The organism is Candidatus Campbellbacteria bacterium, assembly GCA_028817035.1.
Lineage (GTDB): Bacteria > Patescibacteriota > Minisyncoccia > Phycocordibacterales > JABAAK01 > JAPPQH01.
Genome location: JAPPQH010000003.1, coordinates 1 through 17,527, shown reverse-complemented (window position 1 = coordinate 17,527; position 17,527 = coordinate 1). Strand labels below are relative to the sequence as shown.

At 38.2% G+C, this 17,527-nt stretch carries 17 protein-coding genes and 1 other RNA gene; 9 read left to right on the top strand and 9 right to left on the bottom strand.

Annotation, left to right across the window (positions count from 1 at the left end; genetic code table 11):
• Window positions 1-669 (top strand): uracil-DNA glycosylase, encoded by a 669-nt coding sequence (ung, locus tag OXU73_00150; GenBank protein ID MDD9867743.1) that lies wholly within the window; start codon window positions 1-3, stop codon window positions 667-669.
• A gap of 103 nt (window positions 670-772) precedes the next feature.
• Window positions 773-1,447, top strand: coding sequence for a hypothetical protein (locus tag OXU73_00145; GenBank protein ID MDD9867742.1), 675 nt, complete (start codon window positions 773-775; stop codon window positions 1,445-1,447).
• 38 nt (window positions 1,448-1,485) lie between these two features.
• Here OXU73_00145 and ftsH read toward each other — a convergent pair whose 3' ends face one another.
• Complete coding sequence (ftsH, locus tag OXU73_00140) at window positions 1,486-3,357, bottom strand: ATP-dependent zinc metalloprotease FtsH (GenBank protein MDD9867741.1); 1,872 nt, start codon at window positions 3,355-3,357, stop codon at window positions 1,486-1,488.
• A gap of 126 nt (window positions 3,358-3,483) precedes the next feature.
• Here ftsH and smpB point away from each other — a divergent pair, with 126 nt between their 5' ends.
• From smpB to OXU73_00125, 3 genes are all read left to right on the top strand, one after another.
• Window positions 3,484-3,939: an SsrA-binding protein SmpB gene (gene smpB, locus OXU73_00135; protein ID MDD9867740.1), complete on the top strand. Its 456-nt coding sequence runs from the start codon at window positions 3,484-3,486 to the stop codon at window positions 3,937-3,939.
• A 34-nt stretch (window positions 3,940-3,973) separates the two neighbouring features.
• Window positions 3,974-4,315: a transfer-messenger RNA gene (gene ssrA, locus OXU73_00130) on the top strand.
• Window positions 4,316-4,419: 104 nt separating this feature from the next.
• Window positions 4,420-5,337 (top strand): prolyl oligopeptidase family serine peptidase, encoded by a 918-nt coding sequence (locus tag OXU73_00125; GenBank protein ID MDD9867739.1) that lies wholly within the window; start codon window positions 4,420-4,422, stop codon window positions 5,335-5,337.
• A 63-nt stretch (window positions 5,338-5,400) separates the two neighbouring features.
• On the opposite strand, the gene OXU73_00120 is transcribed toward OXU73_00125, so the two are convergent.
• Genes OXU73_00120 through OXU73_00110 form a run of 3 tightly spaced genes read right to left on the bottom strand, consistent with a single transcriptional unit; the run spans window position 5,401 to window position 8,554 of the window.
• Complete coding sequence (locus OXU73_00120) at window positions 5,401-6,354, bottom strand: restriction endonuclease subunit S (GenBank protein ID MDD9867738.1); 954 nt, start codon at window positions 6,352-6,354, stop codon at window positions 5,401-5,403.
• Between the two features lies 1 nt (window position 6,355).
• Window positions 6,356-8,248, bottom strand: coding sequence for an N-6 DNA methylase (locus tag OXU73_00115; GenBank protein ID MDD9867737.1), 1,893 nt, complete (start codon window positions 8,246-8,248; stop codon window positions 6,356-6,358).
• Window positions 8,249-8,284: 36 nt separating this feature from the next.
• Window positions 8,285-8,554: a helix-turn-helix transcriptional regulator gene (locus tag OXU73_00110; protein MDD9867736.1), complete on the bottom strand. Its 270-nt coding sequence runs from the start codon at window positions 8,552-8,554 to the stop codon at window positions 8,285-8,287.
• A 191-nt stretch (window positions 8,555-8,745) separates the two neighbouring features.
• Here OXU73_00110 and OXU73_00105 point away from each other — a divergent pair, with 191 nt between their 5' ends.
• Window positions 8,746-8,946: a hypothetical protein gene (locus OXU73_00105; GenBank protein MDD9867735.1), complete on the top strand. Its 201-nt coding sequence runs from the start codon at window positions 8,746-8,748 to the stop codon at window positions 8,944-8,946.
• A gap of 21 nt (window positions 8,947-8,967) precedes the next feature.
• Here the strand turns inward: OXU73_00105 and OXU73_00100 are convergent, their stop codons facing one another.
• Together OXU73_00100 and OXU73_00095 are read right to left on the bottom strand one after the other, a co-directional pair.
• Window positions 8,968-9,957 carry a winged helix-turn-helix transcriptional regulator gene (locus tag OXU73_00100; protein MDD9867734.1) on the bottom strand — a complete coding sequence of 330 codons (990 nt, stop codon included), beginning with the start codon at window positions 9,955-9,957 and terminating at the stop codon, window positions 8,968-8,970.
• 229 nt (window positions 9,958-10,186) lie between these two features.
• Window positions 10,187-10,798 (bottom strand): hypothetical protein, encoded by a 612-nt coding sequence (locus OXU73_00095; GenBank protein MDD9867733.1) that lies wholly within the window; start codon window positions 10,796-10,798, stop codon window positions 10,187-10,189.
• 123 nt (window positions 10,799-10,921) lie between these two features.
• On the opposite strand from OXU73_00095, the gene OXU73_00090 reads away from it, so the two are divergent.
• Complete coding sequence (locus OXU73_00090; GenBank protein ID MDD9867732.1) at window positions 10,922-11,227, top strand: hypothetical protein; 306 nt, start codon at window positions 10,922-10,924, stop codon at window positions 11,225-11,227.
• A 39-nt stretch (window positions 11,228-11,266) separates the two neighbouring features.
• On the opposite strand, the gene OXU73_00085 is transcribed toward OXU73_00090, so the two are convergent.
• The 3 genes from OXU73_00085 to tsaE are packed head-to-tail and all read right to left on the bottom strand — an operon-like array spanning window position 11,267 to window position 14,761.
• Entirely contained in the window at window positions 11,267-11,947 is a 681-nt protein-coding gene (locus OXU73_00085) for a hypothetical protein (protein MDD9867731.1), read from the bottom strand.
• Between the two features lie 8 nt (window positions 11,948-11,955).
• A complete protein-coding gene (locus OXU73_00080) occupies window positions 11,956-14,331 on the bottom strand; it encodes a DNA polymerase (GenBank protein ID MDD9867730.1) in 2,376 nt (791 codons plus the stop codon).
• On the bottom strand, window positions 14,315-14,761 hold the full coding sequence (gene tsaE, locus OXU73_00075; GenBank protein MDD9867729.1) for a tRNA (adenosine(37)-N6)-threonylcarbamoyltransferase complex ATPase subunit type 1 TsaE: 447 nt from the start codon (window positions 14,759-14,761) through the stop codon (window positions 14,315-14,317). Before tsaE ends, OXU73_00080 begins: the two co-directional genes overlap by 17 nt.
• Window positions 14,762-14,822: 61 nt before the next feature.
• Here tsaE and OXU73_00070 point away from each other — a divergent pair, with 61 nt between their 5' ends.
• Together OXU73_00070 and ruvB are read left to right on the top strand one after the other, a co-directional pair.
• A complete protein-coding gene (locus OXU73_00070; protein ID MDD9867728.1) occupies window positions 14,823-16,511 on the top strand; it encodes a GspE/PulE family protein in 1,689 nt (562 codons plus the stop codon).
• Complete coding sequence (gene ruvB / locus OXU73_00065; protein MDD9867727.1) at window positions 16,498-17,502, top strand: Holliday junction branch migration DNA helicase RuvB; 1,005 nt, start codon at window positions 16,498-16,500, stop codon at window positions 17,500-17,502. Before OXU73_00070 ends, ruvB begins: the two co-directional genes overlap by 14 nt.
• Window positions 17,503-17,527 lie beyond the last annotated feature (25 nt).

Below are 17,527 nucleotides of genomic sequence, written 5' to 3'. Positions count from 1 at the left end.
ATGAAAAAAGAAGTTGAAATAGAGCAATCGTGGAGAGAGAAACTTTCTGAGGTATTTGATAAAGAAGAGTTTAAGGAACTTACAAAAAAGGTACGAGAAGAATATATTTCAAAAACTGTTTACCCTCTGCCTAAAGATATTTTTAATGCGTTTAATATCTGCCCTTTTGATGACATAAAAGTTGTAATTTTGGGGCAAGATCCATATCACGGCAGAGGTCAAGCGCATGGTTTTGCTTTTTCCGTTCAGGACGGCATAACGCCACCGCCATCACTTAAAAATATATTCAAGGAGATAAATGATGATTTGGGTATTGAGATTCCTAAAAATGGCAACCTCACGCGTTGGGCGAAACAGGGTGTTCTACTTTTGAACGCCATATTGACTGTTCGCGCAAACTCCCCCACTTCGCATAGAGATATGGGCTGGGAAATGTTTACTGATTGTGTGATAGAAACAATATCAGACAACAGAGAGGGGGTTGTCTTTTTGTTGTGGGGTGCATTTGCAAAGGAAAAAGCAGGATTGATAGACAGAGAGAAGCATCTGATTTTGACCGCGGCACATCCATCTCCCTACTCTGCAGACAGAGGGTTTTTTGGGTGTGGGCATTTCAGCAAGGCAAATGATTATCTGAAGTCAAATGGGTTGAAGCCCATTTCTTGGTGAGAGGTGTTTGGACTTGCTTATTTTTCCATATTGTAGTATAATAATATAAGGTTTGTTCTTTGAAGAAACCACCGAACAAATGTCCTGAAAAAGGAGGTGTGAGATGTCAAAGTTTATGGATATGAAAAAGGTGGCAGAGGTCTTGGAAAGTCGTCAGGACGAGTTCCTCGTCTTGTTTGTCTGCCCCCTGGTTTTGCTTGTCGTTTTCTTTGTGATAGATCCCGACAAAGCGTCTAACCAGAAAGGTTCTCAGAGGCATGAGACTGTGAGTTTGGGGGTTGGCGAGTCCGCCACTCCTGTTCCTGCTCCTGCTCCTGCACCTGCGCCGCAATCGGATGCCAACCCTATCTCTACTGGTCTGTTTTGTATGACAGACTCTGTGCCCTATCTATATGACGAATTCTTGGAAGAAGAAGTCAGAAATGGAGTTATGCTTGTTTTGCAAGAGACGGTCTCAAACCCCGTGTCACGAGCGCTACTCAGCGAACTGATTGAGAGGGTTGGGGAGTTTGATGCTCTTGCAGAAGAAGAGATGGCATTGGCACAAGAAATCGAGTTTTTGGAGGACGAAGTCGTGGAATTGAAAAAGGAGGGCAAGGACACGAAAGATCATCGCAAGAAACTCCAGCAACTTGAAAGGGAGATAGAAAAGGTGGTGGAGAAAGTCGGTGGCATAATGTCGGATATGTATATGGTTGTTGGGCGGATTAATGCGGCACGTGATGTCGCGCAACAGTCACCACCAACCTCCGATGTTCCTGAAGTAAGCTCTAATTGAGCATATGTGGAACCCCTAACGGGGTTCCATTTTTTTGTTTACCTGCCCAAAGCGTTTTGTATTTTAACCCCCTGTGATGTAATCAATTTTTCAAACTCATTTCTTTCCATTGTCTCCACTTGTAAAAGTTTCTCTGCCAATGCATTAAGCGCCTTCCTATACTTCTTTAAATACATAGTCGCTTTTTTCAGAGTGTTTTTAACTATCGCCTGAACCTCTCTGTCTATCATTTTTTGGGTTTCGTTAGAATTTCCACCGCGTTGAGTGTTGTATTTTGAATTGGAAACAATGGTTGGTCCAATTTTCTCAGACATCCCCCAATTTGTCACCATGTTTCTTGCTATCTGCGTTACTTTTTCAAGGTCGCTACTTGGACCAGTGCTGACATCACCAAACACAATTTGTTCTGCAGCATAACCCCCCATTGCCATCACCATATCATCAAGAAACTTTTGTTTTGTGCGCAACCTGTAATCCTTGTCAGGTGTGCTAAGAACATAACCAAGCGCATGACCTCTTGAAATTATAGAAATCTTTTGAACTGGATCTGCATAAGGAAGGACTGACGCCAAAAGTGCGTGGCCCCCTTCGTGAAACGCTATCCTCCTTTTTTCGTGGTCGGTCAATATGCGTGTCTTTTTTTCTGGACCAAGTGCGACTTTTTCAACAGAATCAGCAAAATCTTTTTGGGACAAAGCCTTGTTTCCCTTTCGCGCTGCTAATATAGCCGCTTCATTTACAACTGAGTACAAATCAGCGCCAGAAAAACCTGGTGTCTTTGCGGCTATTGAATCAAAGTTAACATTTTTATCCATCGGTTTTCCTCTTGCGTGTATTTTCAGTATCGCCATCCTCTCCAACTTATCAGGCACATCAATAACCAAGCGCCTGTCAAAACGACCTGGTCTTAAAAGTGCGTGGTCAAGGACATCAGGGCGATTGGTTGCCGCTATGACTATCACATTATCCCTACTTTCAAAACCGTCCATCTCAACGAGAATTTGATTCAGCGTCTGTTCCCTCTCATCATTACCTCCACCCACTCCTGTTCCTCTCGTTCTACCAACAGCATCTATTTCATCTATGAATATGACAGACGGAGAATGCTTTTTGGCGTTTCTGAACAAGTCGCGAACCCTGCTCGCACCGACACCAACAAACATCTCCACAAACTCTGAGCCAGAGATTGTGAAAAATGAAACCTTAGCCTCGCCAGCAACTGCTTTTGCAAGGAGTGTTTTTCCTGTCCCCGGTGAACCAGTCAGCAAAAGACCCTTGGGAACCTTTGCGCCCATCTTTTTATATTTTCTGGGATTTTTCAAAAAATCTACAAACTCCCCCAACTCCTCTTTTGCCTCTTCAACACCAGCGACATCTTTAAATGTTATGCGCCTTGACGGATCATCAGGGCTGAGAACCCTTGCCCTTGATTTTCCAAAATTAAATGCCTGTGAGCCGGTGTTTTTGAACTGACCGAGCAATATCCAAAGGAGCACGATGAATATGAGTAGTGGCAATAAAAACGGAATGATGACTGTCAGCCAATACGCAAAACCCCTCTCATTTTCAACCTCAATCGCAACAGAGCGAATCGCCTCTGAGGACAATCCGTAGTTGGTGAGTGTTTGTGTGATTGGCGCTCCGCTTTCTTTTTTAAGCGAACCCTTATCTCCGTTGCTATAAACAACCTCAACCGTCTCACCTTTTACAACTATTGAATTTATCTCCCCCGCCTCAATCGCAACAACCAAATTTGAAATTCCTATCTCTTTTATCTCTACCGCCTCCGACTTAAACAAACCATACGCACTCGCGAAGATAATAAGTATCAAAACAGACAAAACAAACTGCCTAAAAAAACTTTTTGGCGCTTTTTGCTTGTTGTTTTTCTGTATATTTCTATTATTCATTTTTGTCGTTTAATAGTTTATTGTACCTACATTATACCCATAAGACCTTTTATTATCAATAGACAAATAAATTGGTAGATTTGGGCATTTTGTTTATAATATAAATACCACAATATAGAGAAAATTATGGTTTATCTTAAAGATAAAAAAACTCTTTTTGATTATGAAGTGCTTGAAAGTATTGAAGCTGGAATTGAACTGAGGGGGTTTGAGGTAAAAGCAATCAAAAAGGGCATGGGTTCCCTAAAAAACGCGAGATGTCTTGTTCGCGGTGGGGAGGCTTTTGTCGTCTCGCTAAACATACCCCCCTTTCAAAAATCAAATGCCCCAAAATCGCACAACCCCAGTCGCACAAGAAGGCTTTTGCTCAAAAAACCCGAGATATTAAAGCTTTTGGAAGCAGAAAAGACAAAAGGGTTGACTTCAATTATTATTTCCGTGTATAGTAAAGGTGCACTTATAAAGGTGGAAATAGGCATTGTTCGTAGAAAAAAAGGAAAAGATAAACGAGAGATAATAAAGAAAAGAGATAGCGAAAGAGAAGCACGCCGAACAATCAAAAACAGCGGGTCTCTCCCGTAGAGCGTATACCTACCCCACCCGGTATGCGCTCTGTGGGGGTGATCGGTTTCGATATAAGTGTGAATTTATACTTTGCGTAGAGAGATCTCCGAACTCTCTTAAAACATCGGAAACAAAGTAAGTGCAAATAAACTTACACCTGCTTACGCTTAAGTAAGCCGTCATCACGACTGACTGATCTGCTAGGTCGTAGTGGCGTCACATTCGCAGATCTGCATTTGCGATTTCTCCCTTGATCGCAAATCAAGCAACAAAGGGAAAAACCTGAGATAAACGCTGTCGTCTGCGCTTCTCAGGGGTTCATAGGCGACTACCTGCGTAGAACGGTATAGACAAACACTTGTAGACGGGAGTTCGATTCTCCCCACCTCCACCAAAAACACACTCGCAATAATTACTCCTGCTGTAGGTCCGCCTACATGCAGGGGTTTTTTGTTGGGGGTATTGATTTTTTCAGAAAAATAGGGTATAGTGAATTGTATGAATAAACTAAAATCAATTCCGTTAATTTTAGAAGTCAAGCCCATTACTGCAACAGGAGAAATTTTATCTAACCTTAATAAGACAGTAAAAGATAGGGCTATTCAAAATGGCAAGGAAATTTTTGCATATAGAATCGTCTATAAATCTCAAGGGCATAAGGTTGTTGGTTACATTGCTGAACCCAAAAGGGGCAAGAATCTTCCTTGCATTATTTGGAATCGTGGGGGAAATCGTGCCTGGGGTACACACGGTCCATGTGGTGAAATAAAACCTTTCACGCTCTTTCTTGGATCAATTGCAGCTTTTGCAAAGGCTGGCTATATCGTCATCGCCAGTCAATACTCGGGAAATGAAGGCGGTGAAGGAACAGAATATCATGGTGGTAGCGAGATAGAAGATGTTCTTGTTTTACATAAAATTTTGAAAAAGTATTCGCGAGCAGATGCAAGTAGAGTTGGGATGTTTGGTGCAAGTCGTGGGGGAATGGTGTGCTATCTTGCACTTGCTCGCGTGAAATGGATTCGGGCAATAGTTGTTCAAGCCGCCGTGGTAAATCTATTTAACCAAGTGAAAAATCGCCCTGAACTCAAAGAGTTATATAAAGAAATATTTGGTGGTTCTAAAGAAGAATACAAAAAACGCTCGGTGGTTTTCTGGATAGATAAATTATACAAAAAGACACCAATTCTGATGATGCACGGGACAGCGGATTGGAAGGTTAGTGTTCTTGATACTTTAAAAGTGAGTGAATTATTGTATAAAGAAAAAATCCCATATAAAACAATTATTTATGAAGGCGATAATCACTCACTAACCACCAACAAAGCCGCCTCAATAAACGAAGCAATAAATTGGTTTGACCGATTTGTAAAAAATAAAGAATCATTACCAGATTTAAAACTGCACAGAAGGTAGGGATAGCCCTTGCTGTAGGTCCGCCTACACGCAGGGGTTTTTTGTTGGGGGGTTATTACAAAATCATTTTATATACTCCTTCAATTCAGTTATTCCCAAACTATTGTCTGCAATAGAATGTATATATTTTAAGTCAAGCTCATTTTTATCATTTACTGGTAGATTTATTATTAATTTTTCTAGTTTTTTCTTAGATAATTTTCTACTCCACGAAAATCCCCAAGTATAACGCTTAATCATAAATCCAACAAATAACAATAGTTTTATATCTCCCTTGAACTTTTCTTCCAATAATGAAAGAACAACGTTGTCTGTGCTTGTAATAAAATCCTTGGTTTGAAAGAAAACTTCTCCAACACTACCATTTAATGAAACCGTTAGTCTATTTTTTGGAAAATTACTTTCTTCATCGGTGAAATCCTTAACTCCATTATTTTTTGAAGATGTTGTGACATATGGGATATTGCCTGTTAAATTAATTGCATTCTTTGGAAGTGCTTTTTTCTTTTCAACCAAACAAATTTGGTCAACTCTAAAATGTACAAACTTTTTTGGGTCAATAACCTTTATATTTTTCGGTTTCTTCAATGAAAGTTGATTTTCTAATTTTTTCTTATCTATATTTGTATCAATAATTTTTAATTTTTCATTACCCAATCTCTCGGGAGTTATTTGTCGCCCATATTTAAAACGCCATTTTAATTTTCTAATTTGATATATCACTTGATACATTTCTTCTTCCGACATGTTTTTATCTTTTGGTATTAAGACCAAGCAATTGTCATCAACAGAACAATCTCGTAGTTGAAGAAATGCTTGCCCTATTGTGCCAGTGCTTGGAACTGTAATTATTGGTGCTTTATAGCCATCTCTGGGAATATCAAAAAAACCATATATGCCACCGTCCTCACCCTTTGAAGAAATTAAAATTTTATCTCCATCTCCATCCGTTAGATTACTTTTATCATGGTACTCTTTTTGACCGTAATCTATATGAAATAAATCCTTAAATTTCATGCTACTTAAATTTCTTGTTATATCTGATTCTAAAAGCAACAGACTCTCGTATCATTTCCTCTACACCATCCTCTATCTCCTTTCTAGTCAAAACTTTTGTGTCAAGATATGCCTCAGGTGCTAACTCATGTGTTTCATCATCTTTATCCAATTTTGCAACTTTTTTAAATTCCGGAACATTATCTATACTTATATTTTCATCTTTTATAAAAGCAACCAATTCTTTTTTTATTTTATCTAAATCATTTTCAACTGAATCATTAAACACTCTCTTGCCCTTTCTCTTTGTGAAACCATCATCATTAATCCTAGCAAAGTATACATTTTGGTTTTCAAAATCATGTGGCACACCCTTCTTAATAAAAATCCCAACGGTTATTATAGAAACCGGATAAAATATATCTGGAAAAGTAACAACAGAAAGTATCGTGTTTTCTTCTAATAATTTTTTTCTCCACTTAGAACCACTCTTCCCTTCAGTCATAACAGAAACTGGAGTAATTGCAAAAAGTATTCCTTTGTCCTTGAGTTGATCTAATGCGTAATCAATAAATTTGCTTTCTTTTTCATCCTCTTTTTTTAGAGAAAAAGGCGGATTCATTAAAACTTTTGTAATGGCTGGTCTGGTATTATTAATACCATCTCTAGATTCAAATTGTGCTGTTTGGTTGCCTCCTTCAGTTTTATTAGTTATATTATTATTGAAACAATTGCCTTCTCTCATATTATGCCTACCATCACCTCTAAAAATCATATTAACAAGTGCTAATGCCACAACTTCATCATCTTGCTCTATACCAAAAAGTCCATATTTTTTGAAATTCTCAAATCTTTCTCCCGTTGATTCTCTCCTTACTTTATCTAAACTTGAAACTAGAAAACCGCCAGTGCCACAGGCTGGGTCTAGCACTATATCTTTGTAATTTATATCACACACTTCAACTGCAAATTTAGTTATATGCCTGGGTGTCAAAACTATACCAATCTCCTTTGCTCCATTACCATACTTTAGGAATGTCGTATAAAACTCGCCCAACACATCACTCCCAGAGTCCATTGAATTTCTTATCTCAAGTGTGTCTAATTTATTATATGTTTGTATAATCGCTTCTCTGTATTTATGATGATTTTCTTGAGATGGCGGCAATTCTAATTTAATAAAATCATAGAAATTTGATTTGCCAACCTCGTCTAACTTCTGCTGAATTAAATTATTTATATCTCTTATTAATGTCTTTGTATTCTCTTTTACAAAATCCACCCTTTCTCCGGTTGATGTTGAAAGTATTAGGGCCGCAATAAATCTCGCTCTTTTGTTTTTATTGATACCTGAATTATGAAGTATCTCATTAATTTCAACTCCTGCACTTATATATTTTTGTTGTGGTATATCTGGAAATTCTTTATAATCAATATTTTTAGTTTTGATGATATACTTCGCTTGTGGTCTAGAGAGTAGAGTTCTTTTTTTCCTTCCATTAAAAAGAATTGTTTTCCATTGGCCATCTTTAAGAATTTGAGTTTCAACTAAAAATCCGTCGGTTAAATTACCCGCAACGCCAGAAACTAATGGGGCACTAATTGATAAACTCTTGTTGATTTTTTTGGCATATTGATTTTTTGCCTCATCTAAAGCTTTATTTATTTCATCCTTGGTTCTTTTTGATTCTATAATCCAAAATATATTATCTGATACTTTAACAATTGCTTCTGGCCTATTTCTATTCAAGCAACTTTTAATGTCTATGTTGCTTAATGCTTCATTCTGTTTATAAACCTCACCAACACTAACTTTTGCTGGGTTTTTTATGTTCCACCCTAAACTTTCTAATTCTTCCTTAATATAAGTGTAAGCATCAACTTCACTATCGTTTGGTTTATTTATATGTGTCATACAAAATATTTTGCTTTTAGAAAATTCTTTGCCATATTATTTTTTCAATTTTCTTTTTGGAGATGTTATCGTTTTCAACTTTTTAACATCATCCCCAATTAAAATATCCCGTTCTACGCACAAAGCTTTAGCTACATCCATTATCGTGGCAACAGATGGATTTTTTATTTCCCCTCTCTCTAATTTGAACATAGTGGTAAAAGCAACATTTGCCTTATCCGCTAATTTTTCCAAAGAAAGGCCCTTTTCCTCTCTTTTGGTTTTGATTCTTTTTCCTATACCGACAACTTCTTTACGAGTACGCATTATAATAGATTATATACTCTATTATATAAGCTCTCAACAATGAAAAAGCATTTATTGTGGATAAAGTTATTTATGAAGTTGGCCCATCAAAAACAGGGTAAAATGGTATTAAAGAATAATATATGGAAATTGAACAAATGAACAACAAGCGATTTTTACTCCGAATATTCCCCAAAGATACATCCCAAAATATGGAGCATGATTTTTTACTTCATTTTGTCACTGAGGAAATAAAGGACATATCGGATCAAGATATTTTTTTAGATGAGGTTTTTGAAGAAGAAAATTACACAGAATATGTTCTGACGAGTAATTTTGAGTCGGCAACAAAGTTTGCACAAACTCTCAGAGAATTCTTTAACTATAATATTTATTTGAAAATCAAAAGTTAACCCAAGAAAAAGTCCGAGCCCTCACGCTTTTCTTACTGGGATTACTTTTTTGGTGTTTATGCCGATTAGTCCTATTCCCCATACCTCTTTGGCGATCTTACTATCTTTATATTTGCGTGCGATTTCATTCATCGTTGAACCGCTATATATTAAGTCATCCACTAATAACAATCTGTTATATGTTTTCTTTTCCAATGTTATAAGGTAAGTTTCTCGCGCGTTGGCTATCCTTGTTTTTCCTTCCAAATGCTTTTGTTCATTTCTTATTCCTCCAAATTTTGAAAAATCTCTCTTGATTTTAAGTATTGGCATTGTGTTTACATCTGTATTTTTAAATCTCTTTTCCAAGAGTTTCATTATCTGTATTGGGCGGTTTGTGTTGGTTGGTGGAACAAAGGCAACAGCATCAATCTTGTGTTTTTTTATAAACGAATGGATGCGTTCAATAGATGGATACACATATTTATCAACAAGATTTTTTAATTTTTCTTTTGTTCCAGATCCTTTTACAATAGGAAGTATTACATATGGGGTTGATATTTTTGTTATTTCATTACCAATGTTTATATGATGCAGGTCTATGCAGTAGAGATTATCAATTATTATGTTATTTTTTAATTTGTCTTTGGCAGATTCAAACTTAAAAAAATCTTTTTTCAGTTTTGTGTATTTCTCATACCCCCTTTCATATAACCGGATTTTCCTTTCTATCGGAATATCCCCCATTTTTTTATCTGCCCAAACCTTGAATCCGTCCATCCCAAAGAGTAATCCTTTTTCTGGGGCATTATAGATAAAGTCATTTTGTATTATTTCTGAAATATTTTTATCGGCACTATAAAATGTGTGTGGTGGTTTACCACTTCGCACTATAAAGCCGTCATCAACAAGCTCACCAAGGTATTTCTGTGTGACGGAACGACTAAGTCCCGTGTAATCCACCAGTTCATTTGGTCTTGTCTTTGGATGTTTTTTAAGTATATTTAATATTTTTCTCTTTGTTTCAATCATAGCAGTATGATACACCTTACTGTCCGATAAGTAAAATAAGGGGTTTGGGGTGAAAATGGCGAATTGGACTATATGAAACAAGGGTTTTGGTGTTTTATTTTTACTGTCTTGTATATAAAATAAGGGGTTTTAGGTGAAAATGGCGAATTGGACTATATAAAACAAGGGAAAGACAGTAAAATAGTTCGTGGTTGATGCGCCTAAAGAAAAAGCCCCGCGGGTGCGGGGCTTAGGAGAAAAGGTTTGGATCAACTATTCTCCCGTAGTGTCGAAATGTCTTGCCTCCTCCCTTTCTTGCCGTGTCTATTCTCATCTCCAACCTGTTCTTTTCGTCCCTCAAACCAGCCCAATACCACCACAAGAGGTCTTTCTCGGAGAAATAAATCTCGTGAAGCATTAGAAGGACACGGCTGACACAGCGACAGTCTTTGTTTGGAGGGAAAAGATGCTCCCTCCCTACATACGGCTCAAAGACCTCATTTACATAAGGTATGGTGAGAAGGTCTTTCAATTCTTCGTTGTGAAAAGAAAATTTAGAGAGAAAAGAACCAAGAAACCTTCTTTCGAAGAAACTTTCTGGCAAACTTAAAATGGTTTGCCTCAAAAGAACGAGTGAGTTGTAAGGCAGTTTATCAAAATAAGGGACTCTATGCGCACACCATATTTCTTGGAACAATTTGTTCACTGGAAACTGGCATACGATTGCTTCAAGGTCGTTGCTACTTTTTTCCATAACCCTTTCCTCCTGTTGTTCTGTAAGGACCAAAACTAAGAGGGAATTCCCCCAGTCACTTATATGATAACCCCATATGCTGTTTTGTGCAAATCTTGTAGAGTCCATCTGCCACCCTTTTTAGCCTATTATTTATAGCCATATTTGACATAGGTTTTACATATCTTTATAATTAATTCAGTTCTGGGCTTCGCCCGATATGATGTTTTTGAACTTTCAGAGGAGGAAAAAATGGGAAGAGAAGAATATATGAAAAGACCAGAGCCTTCTTCGCTTGATGTGCGGGATGTAAAGGGTGGTTTTCAAGCCCTAAAAGATCAGTTTGAGAAAAGGGGTTTGGATGGGGCAAGTTCTGTTTCTAAGTTTATTGAGAGGTTTCTTAAGAGCCAAACAATACCTAACTTGAAAGAAGCAGACCCGCTCTTCAAGTGGCGAAGGAGGATGAACCGAACACACATGACTCAAAAGAGCACGGAGTTTTGGGTTTCACTTTTGATCTCAAGTGCTGAAAAGTCTGGTGTGCCGCTTCCAAAGTGATGGTTATAGACCTTCGCAGATTCTGCGAAGGTCTATATATTATATGGAGGTAATTATTTGTTCAAGTCTGTCCTCAAAATTAAACTCTCCTCTGCGTGCTTTTAGAGAGCATTCTGCGAGGTCTTTCGCGAGTGTGTCAAGTTCTTCCTGTGTAAAGTTTGTCGTTGCTCTTTTTGCCTTTGTAAAGACAAATGGTTTCATTTTTACCTCACTTGCAGTTTTTGCGAGAAATGCCCTTCTGATGACATCTACCTGCCACAACAAAACACCGTGTATTTCTTCAACTGATACGCCATTTCCAACGGCGTTCTGAAAGCCGACCCAAAGTGCTTTTCTGTCTTTTTTTAGAAGTGCGTCTGCAAGTGTAAATGTGTTAAAGGTTTCCTTTTTTGTCGCTTTGCACTCTTCTACTTTCTTGGCGTATTTTTTGTATGCGGTGACGGTTTTTTTGTCTGGCTTAAAATCGCGGAGCAGGAATATGTGTGGAGAGTCTGAGAATAGTTTGAGCAGGTCGGTGTTTACTTTTTTTGAAACAACCACTATGTATTTATCGTCAAACAAACTTCTCGCGACTGCGAGGCGTTCTGCTTGGCCTTCGTCATCTTCTTCATTTAGATAACAGACATCTGCATCTTTTCTTTTTGAGCGTAGGGTGTCTAATATGGCTTTTGTGCGGTCTCTTATCTGCACTTCGTCTTCGCCGTGTATAACATAAAGCATATATATTATTATTCCACATCTCGCCAGTTTTTGCCTACATAAAAATCAACTGGGAGCAATATTCCGCCTTCGTCTTTGAATGTGTTTTCCATAATTTTTTTTATTTCTTTTGATATTTGTGGGATTTTTTCTTCTTTTATTTCAAAGACCAGTTCGTCATGGACTTGGAGGAGCATTTTTACATCTTTATTCAGATTGTTTTTGTCTATGTATTCGCTGATTTTGATCATGGCGAGTTTTATCACATCTGCTTGGGTTCCTTGTATTGGCGAGTTTATTATAAATCTTTCTCCTTGAGCACGGATATAGCTTATTCTTGAAAAGATTTCGGGTATTTGTCTTCTCCTGCCAAAATATGTTTCGGTGTAGCCTCTTTTTTCTGTTTTTGCTATTTCCTTTTCTTTGTATCCCACAAAACCAGAAAAGGTTTTTTTGTATTCTGTAAATAGTTTTGTTGCTTCGCCTTCTTCTTTTTCTTCTATCGCTCTTTTGAGTGCTTTGATTCCCATTCCATATAATATCCCAAAAGTTATTGCTTTTGTTTTATTTCTCATTTCTTTTGTTATTTTATTTTCGCTTACTTTAAATATTTTGACTGCCATTGCTTGATGTATGTCGTTTTTTGAGAAAAGTTCGGATAGGTCTTTGTCGCCAGAAAGGAAGGCGGCTAATCTTAATTCTATTTGTGAGTAATCAAAAGATATTATTTTAAAGTTGTCTTCTGCTATGAATGCTTTTCTTATTGTCTGCCCTCTTTCCGTTTTGACTGGTATGTTCTGAACATTTGGAGTTTTTGATGCCATTCTGCCTGTGGTTGTTCCGTGTTGGACGAATTTTGTATGAACTCTTGATTGGTTGTCTGCAAGGCGTGGTAAAACATCTATATAAACAGACAAAAGTTTGTGTAGGGAGCGGTATTCCAGTATTAGCGGTATTATTTCATCTTTGTCTTTTATTTTGTTTAGCTCGGATTCTCTTGTTGATTTTTTTGTTTTACCACTTTTTTTGTCTGCCAGCCCCATGTCGTCAAAGAGGACTTTTGATAGTTGCTTTGGTGAGTTTAGGTTGAATTCACTGCCTGCCCGAAGAAATATCTTTTTCTCAATCTGGGAGAGCGCTTCGTGGTATTCTTTTGAGAGTTTGTTTAGATAAGGAATGTCTATTTTTATGCCTGTTTTTTCCATCTGCGACAAAACGGGTATTAGTGGTATTTCTATTTTATCCAAAATGTAGTCAAGTTTTTCTTCTTTTATTTTCTTTTTGAGAACTTCGTATGACTCTTCCAAGCTGTTTGTTTTGGTGGAGTTGGTTATGTCTTCTTCTGTTGGGTTTGTGTGCGAGGAGTCAAGAATCCAAAGTGCGATTTTGCTTTTTTTGAATATTTCACTTTCTTCGTCTGGGGTTTGTTTTTTTGCACTTGCACTTGCTTTTGCACTTGCTCTTGCGCTCCCCGCTGGGATGTTTTTGTTGCATATTGCCCGTAGTGTTTTTGAGAGGGATTGGAATTCAAGTTCTTCAAGAAGTTTTTCAAATTTTTCATAAGACCTTGCTTCTTTCCAGATTTCTTTTGGTAGGTCTGTTCCTATGCTTACGCTGTCATTAACTGTCGCAAGGTCTTTGGACCCCATCGCATTTTTTTTGCCTTCTTTAAGAAGGCGTACCATTCTGTCGGTGATGCCACACTTTTTTATTTCTGCTTCATCTTTTTCTAAAATTTTGTAGAGGTCGGAGAGAGAGCCAAAATTTTTTATGAGTGTGGTTGCTGTTTTTGTTCCTATGCCTCTTATTCCTGCTATGTTGTCTGAGGCATCCCCTGCAAGCCCTTTGTAGTCCGCCATATATTTTGGGCTGAAGCTGATTTGTTCTTCTGCGGTTTTTTCATCTATGAGCCCTGCTTCTTTGACACCGCCTTTCAGAAAATAAATGGATATTGGTGGGTTGTCTGATATTAGTTGAAACAGGTCGCGATCCCCTGTCACAACAACCACTTTTATTTCTTCGCTTGCGTGTTTTCTTGCAAGTGTTGCTATTATGTCATCTGCTTCATAGCCTGCGCATTCTTTCATTGGTATTGAAAAGGATTTAAAAACATCTTTGGATTTTTCAATTTGAAGGGAGAGGTCTTCTGGTGCTTCATCGCGTGTCGCTTTGTATTCACTGTATGCGACATGTCTTACTGTTGGCTCTGGTGTGTCATAACACGCGATTATGTAGTCAGGGTCGTGGTTCTCCACCATTTTTATCAGCGCGAGGCATAGACCGTATAGGGCGCCGGTTGGTTCTCCACTTTTTGTGGTGAAGGCGGGTAGTGCGAAATAGGCGCGGTGTATTATGCCGAGCGCGTCTATTAGGAAAAGTGTTTTTTGGTTATTTTTTTTCTTCATAGTGAATCAAGCGGGTGTCCCCTTCTTTTACCTCAATTTTCATTTCCAAGTGTGGTTTGGGTAATATGTCCTGTATCTTCTCTCCCCACTCAATCAAAACAAGTGTGTTGTCTTTTTTGAAAGTTTCATCAAGCCGTAGCGGTTTTGTTTCTGAGGAATCTTTGAGACGATAAACATCTATGTGGTGGATGTGTTCAAAAGATTTTTTGGCTTTGTATATGCGTTCAAGGATAAAGGTTGGGCTTATTATGTCCTGTTCTATTCCCAGTAATTTACCTATTTCTTTTACAAACAATGTCTTTCCTGCACCCAAAGGACCAGTCAGAGCCATGACTACTGCTCCATTTTTTTTATCATATTCGCATAGTTCTTTGTGAACCCATTTTGCTACATCTCTTATATCTTCGGGAGAATAAATAATCCATTCCATAATGTAATTTTATCATTTTTACTTTGTTTTTGTAGTAAAATAGGCATTAGACACATTTTATATGGCAAGCAAATTTCAAGACAATACAAAAACTGATCTTTTGAACTCTCTTAAAAGCAAAGAGGAGGAGCGTTTTGTGTCGGGTCTTGCTAAGGAATACGGCATAAAATATATAGCGCCAAATGAAGTATATGCCAGCCCTGATGTGCTCCCACTGATAACAGAAGATGATGCGAGGAAGGCGGAGGTTGCTGCGTTCAAAATGAGAAGAAGGGATTTGCATCTTGCTGTTTTTTCACCAAAGAATCCCCACCTTGAAGCCGTGTTGGAGAAACTGAAAGAGCGAGGGTATTCTCTTTCTATATACATGGCATCCAAGAGCACGCTTGAGAGGATGTGGCGACTTTATTCTGATATATCTACCTCAATAGAGGTGGAAGAGGGTGTTATAAGCATATCCAGTGAGAAAAGCATGTCGGTGTCAGAGAATGTGAAAGACATACATTCTTTGAGAGATATGGTTCAAAAAATTATAAATGACACAGCGAAACAAAACGCCACCAACATACTTGATACATTGATCGCGGGTGGGACTGCTCTTAAATCATCTGACATTCACATTGAACCTTCTGAGGATAATGTTCGCATCCGTTATCGTATTGATGGAATTCTTGTAGACTTGCTGAATATCAATCATTCTATTTTTCAACGCCTTGCGTCAAGAATAAAATTGATTGGCGGAATGAAACTTAACATTAACAGTGGAGCACAAGACGGAAGGTTTAGCATACGGCTTGATGGTGTTGACATGGAAGTGAGAATATCAACCATACCAGGACCGTCAGGCGAAGCGATTGTTATGAGGTTGCTTGATCCAAGAGGTTTGACACAAAACATTGATAATTTGGGTTTTGAAGATGGTGTTCTTAAAATAGTAAGAGAGGAGATAAACAGACCTAATGGGATAATAATAACGACAGGACCAACTGGTTCTGGAAAGACGACCACGCTTTATTCTTTTCTAAAAGAGGTACACAATCCAAACATAAAAATAATAACTCTTGAAGACCCTATTGAGTACCATCTTGATGGTATTGTTCAGACACAGATTAAGGGGGATAAATACACATTTGCAAGCGGTCTTAGGGCGATATTGAGACAGGACCCAGATGTGATAATGGTGGGTGAGATAAGAGATTTGGAGGTTGCAAAAACGGCTATTAACGCCTCTCTTACAGGGCATTTGGTCTTCTCCACACTCCACACGAACAGTGCTTCTGGTGCTTTCTCTCGCTTGATAGATATTGGGATTGATAGGAAGTTGATAAGCGCTTCTGTGAATCTGATAATCGCGCAGAGGCTTGTGAGAAGGTTAAAAAAGGAAAACGCTGTTGTGGATTCTATATCTGAGGAAGACAAAACAACGATACGCAAAATTTTTGAAGACGCACCGCAGTCAATAAAAGACAGGGTTGGTGAGATTGATTTTTCTACTTTTATGAAACCGAGGGATGACTTAAAAGATTCTTCTGATGGTTATAAGGGAAGGTTGGGAATATTTGAGACAATATTTATGGATGAGAATATTGAAAAGGTTTTATATGACGGTGGTTCTACAAGAGAGATATCAGAGGCGGCAAAGAAGCAAGGGACACCGACAATTGTACAGGATGCTATAATGAAAGTTATGGAAGGTTTAACTTCTCTTTCGGAGATAAAAAGAATTATAGATATAAATGAGCCAAGATAATAAAAAGGAAACAGAAGAAATAACTATGGTTGAGAGAGATTCTTCTCTTGATATGACTCTTCGCCCTTCGTCTTGGGGTGAGTATATAGGGCAAGACGGAATAAAAGAAAATATTTCTATATTGGTTAATGCCGCACAGGAGCGTAGCCAATCACCAGAACACTTGTTGCTGTATGGTCCTCCCGGTCTTGGAAAGACAACGCTTGCCCATCTCGTTGCAGGAGAAACAGGTGGTGCGCTCAAAACAACCTCTGGTCCTGCTATATGTCGCGCTGGAGATTTGGCAGCACTTCTTACCAATTTGTCCTCAGGTGATATTTTGTTTATTGATGAGATACACCGCTTAAACAGAGTAATTGAGGAAATGTTGTATCCGGCTATGGAGGCAGGTGTCCTTGATATAATAATTGGTAAGGGTCCTTCTGCAAGAACAATACAACTTGATTTGCCGCCTTTCACGCTGATAGCAGCAACAACCCGTGTTTCAATGTTGTCTTCCCCACTTCGTTCAAGGTTTTCTGGAGGGTTGTTCCGATTAAATTACTACACGGATGATGAGATTTGCAAGATTGTGTCGCGCTCGGCTGAGATTTTGGGAATTGATTCTGATAAAGATACCCTTATGATAATTGCATCAAGGTCAAGAAACACACCGAGAATAGCAAATTATCTTCTTAAGAGATGTCGCGATTTCGCTCAGGTAAATAAAAAATCTATGGATAAGGAGAGTGTGATGAGAGCGCTTGAGCTTTTGCGTATTGATGGCGCTGGTCTGACAGAGATTGACAGGTCTATATTGCATACCATAAACAGTAAATTTGGAGGTGGCCCTGTTGGAATAGGAACGATATCTGCATCACTTTCAGAGGAAGAGGCGACTATTGAAGAAGTTCATGAGCCGTTTCTTCTGCAGAAGGGGTTTATTGAGAGAACGCCAAGGGGTCGCTCTATAACCCTTTTGGGCGTTAAACATTTAAAAAGTTTAGAATAATAAATTATGTCCGGTCATAATAAAT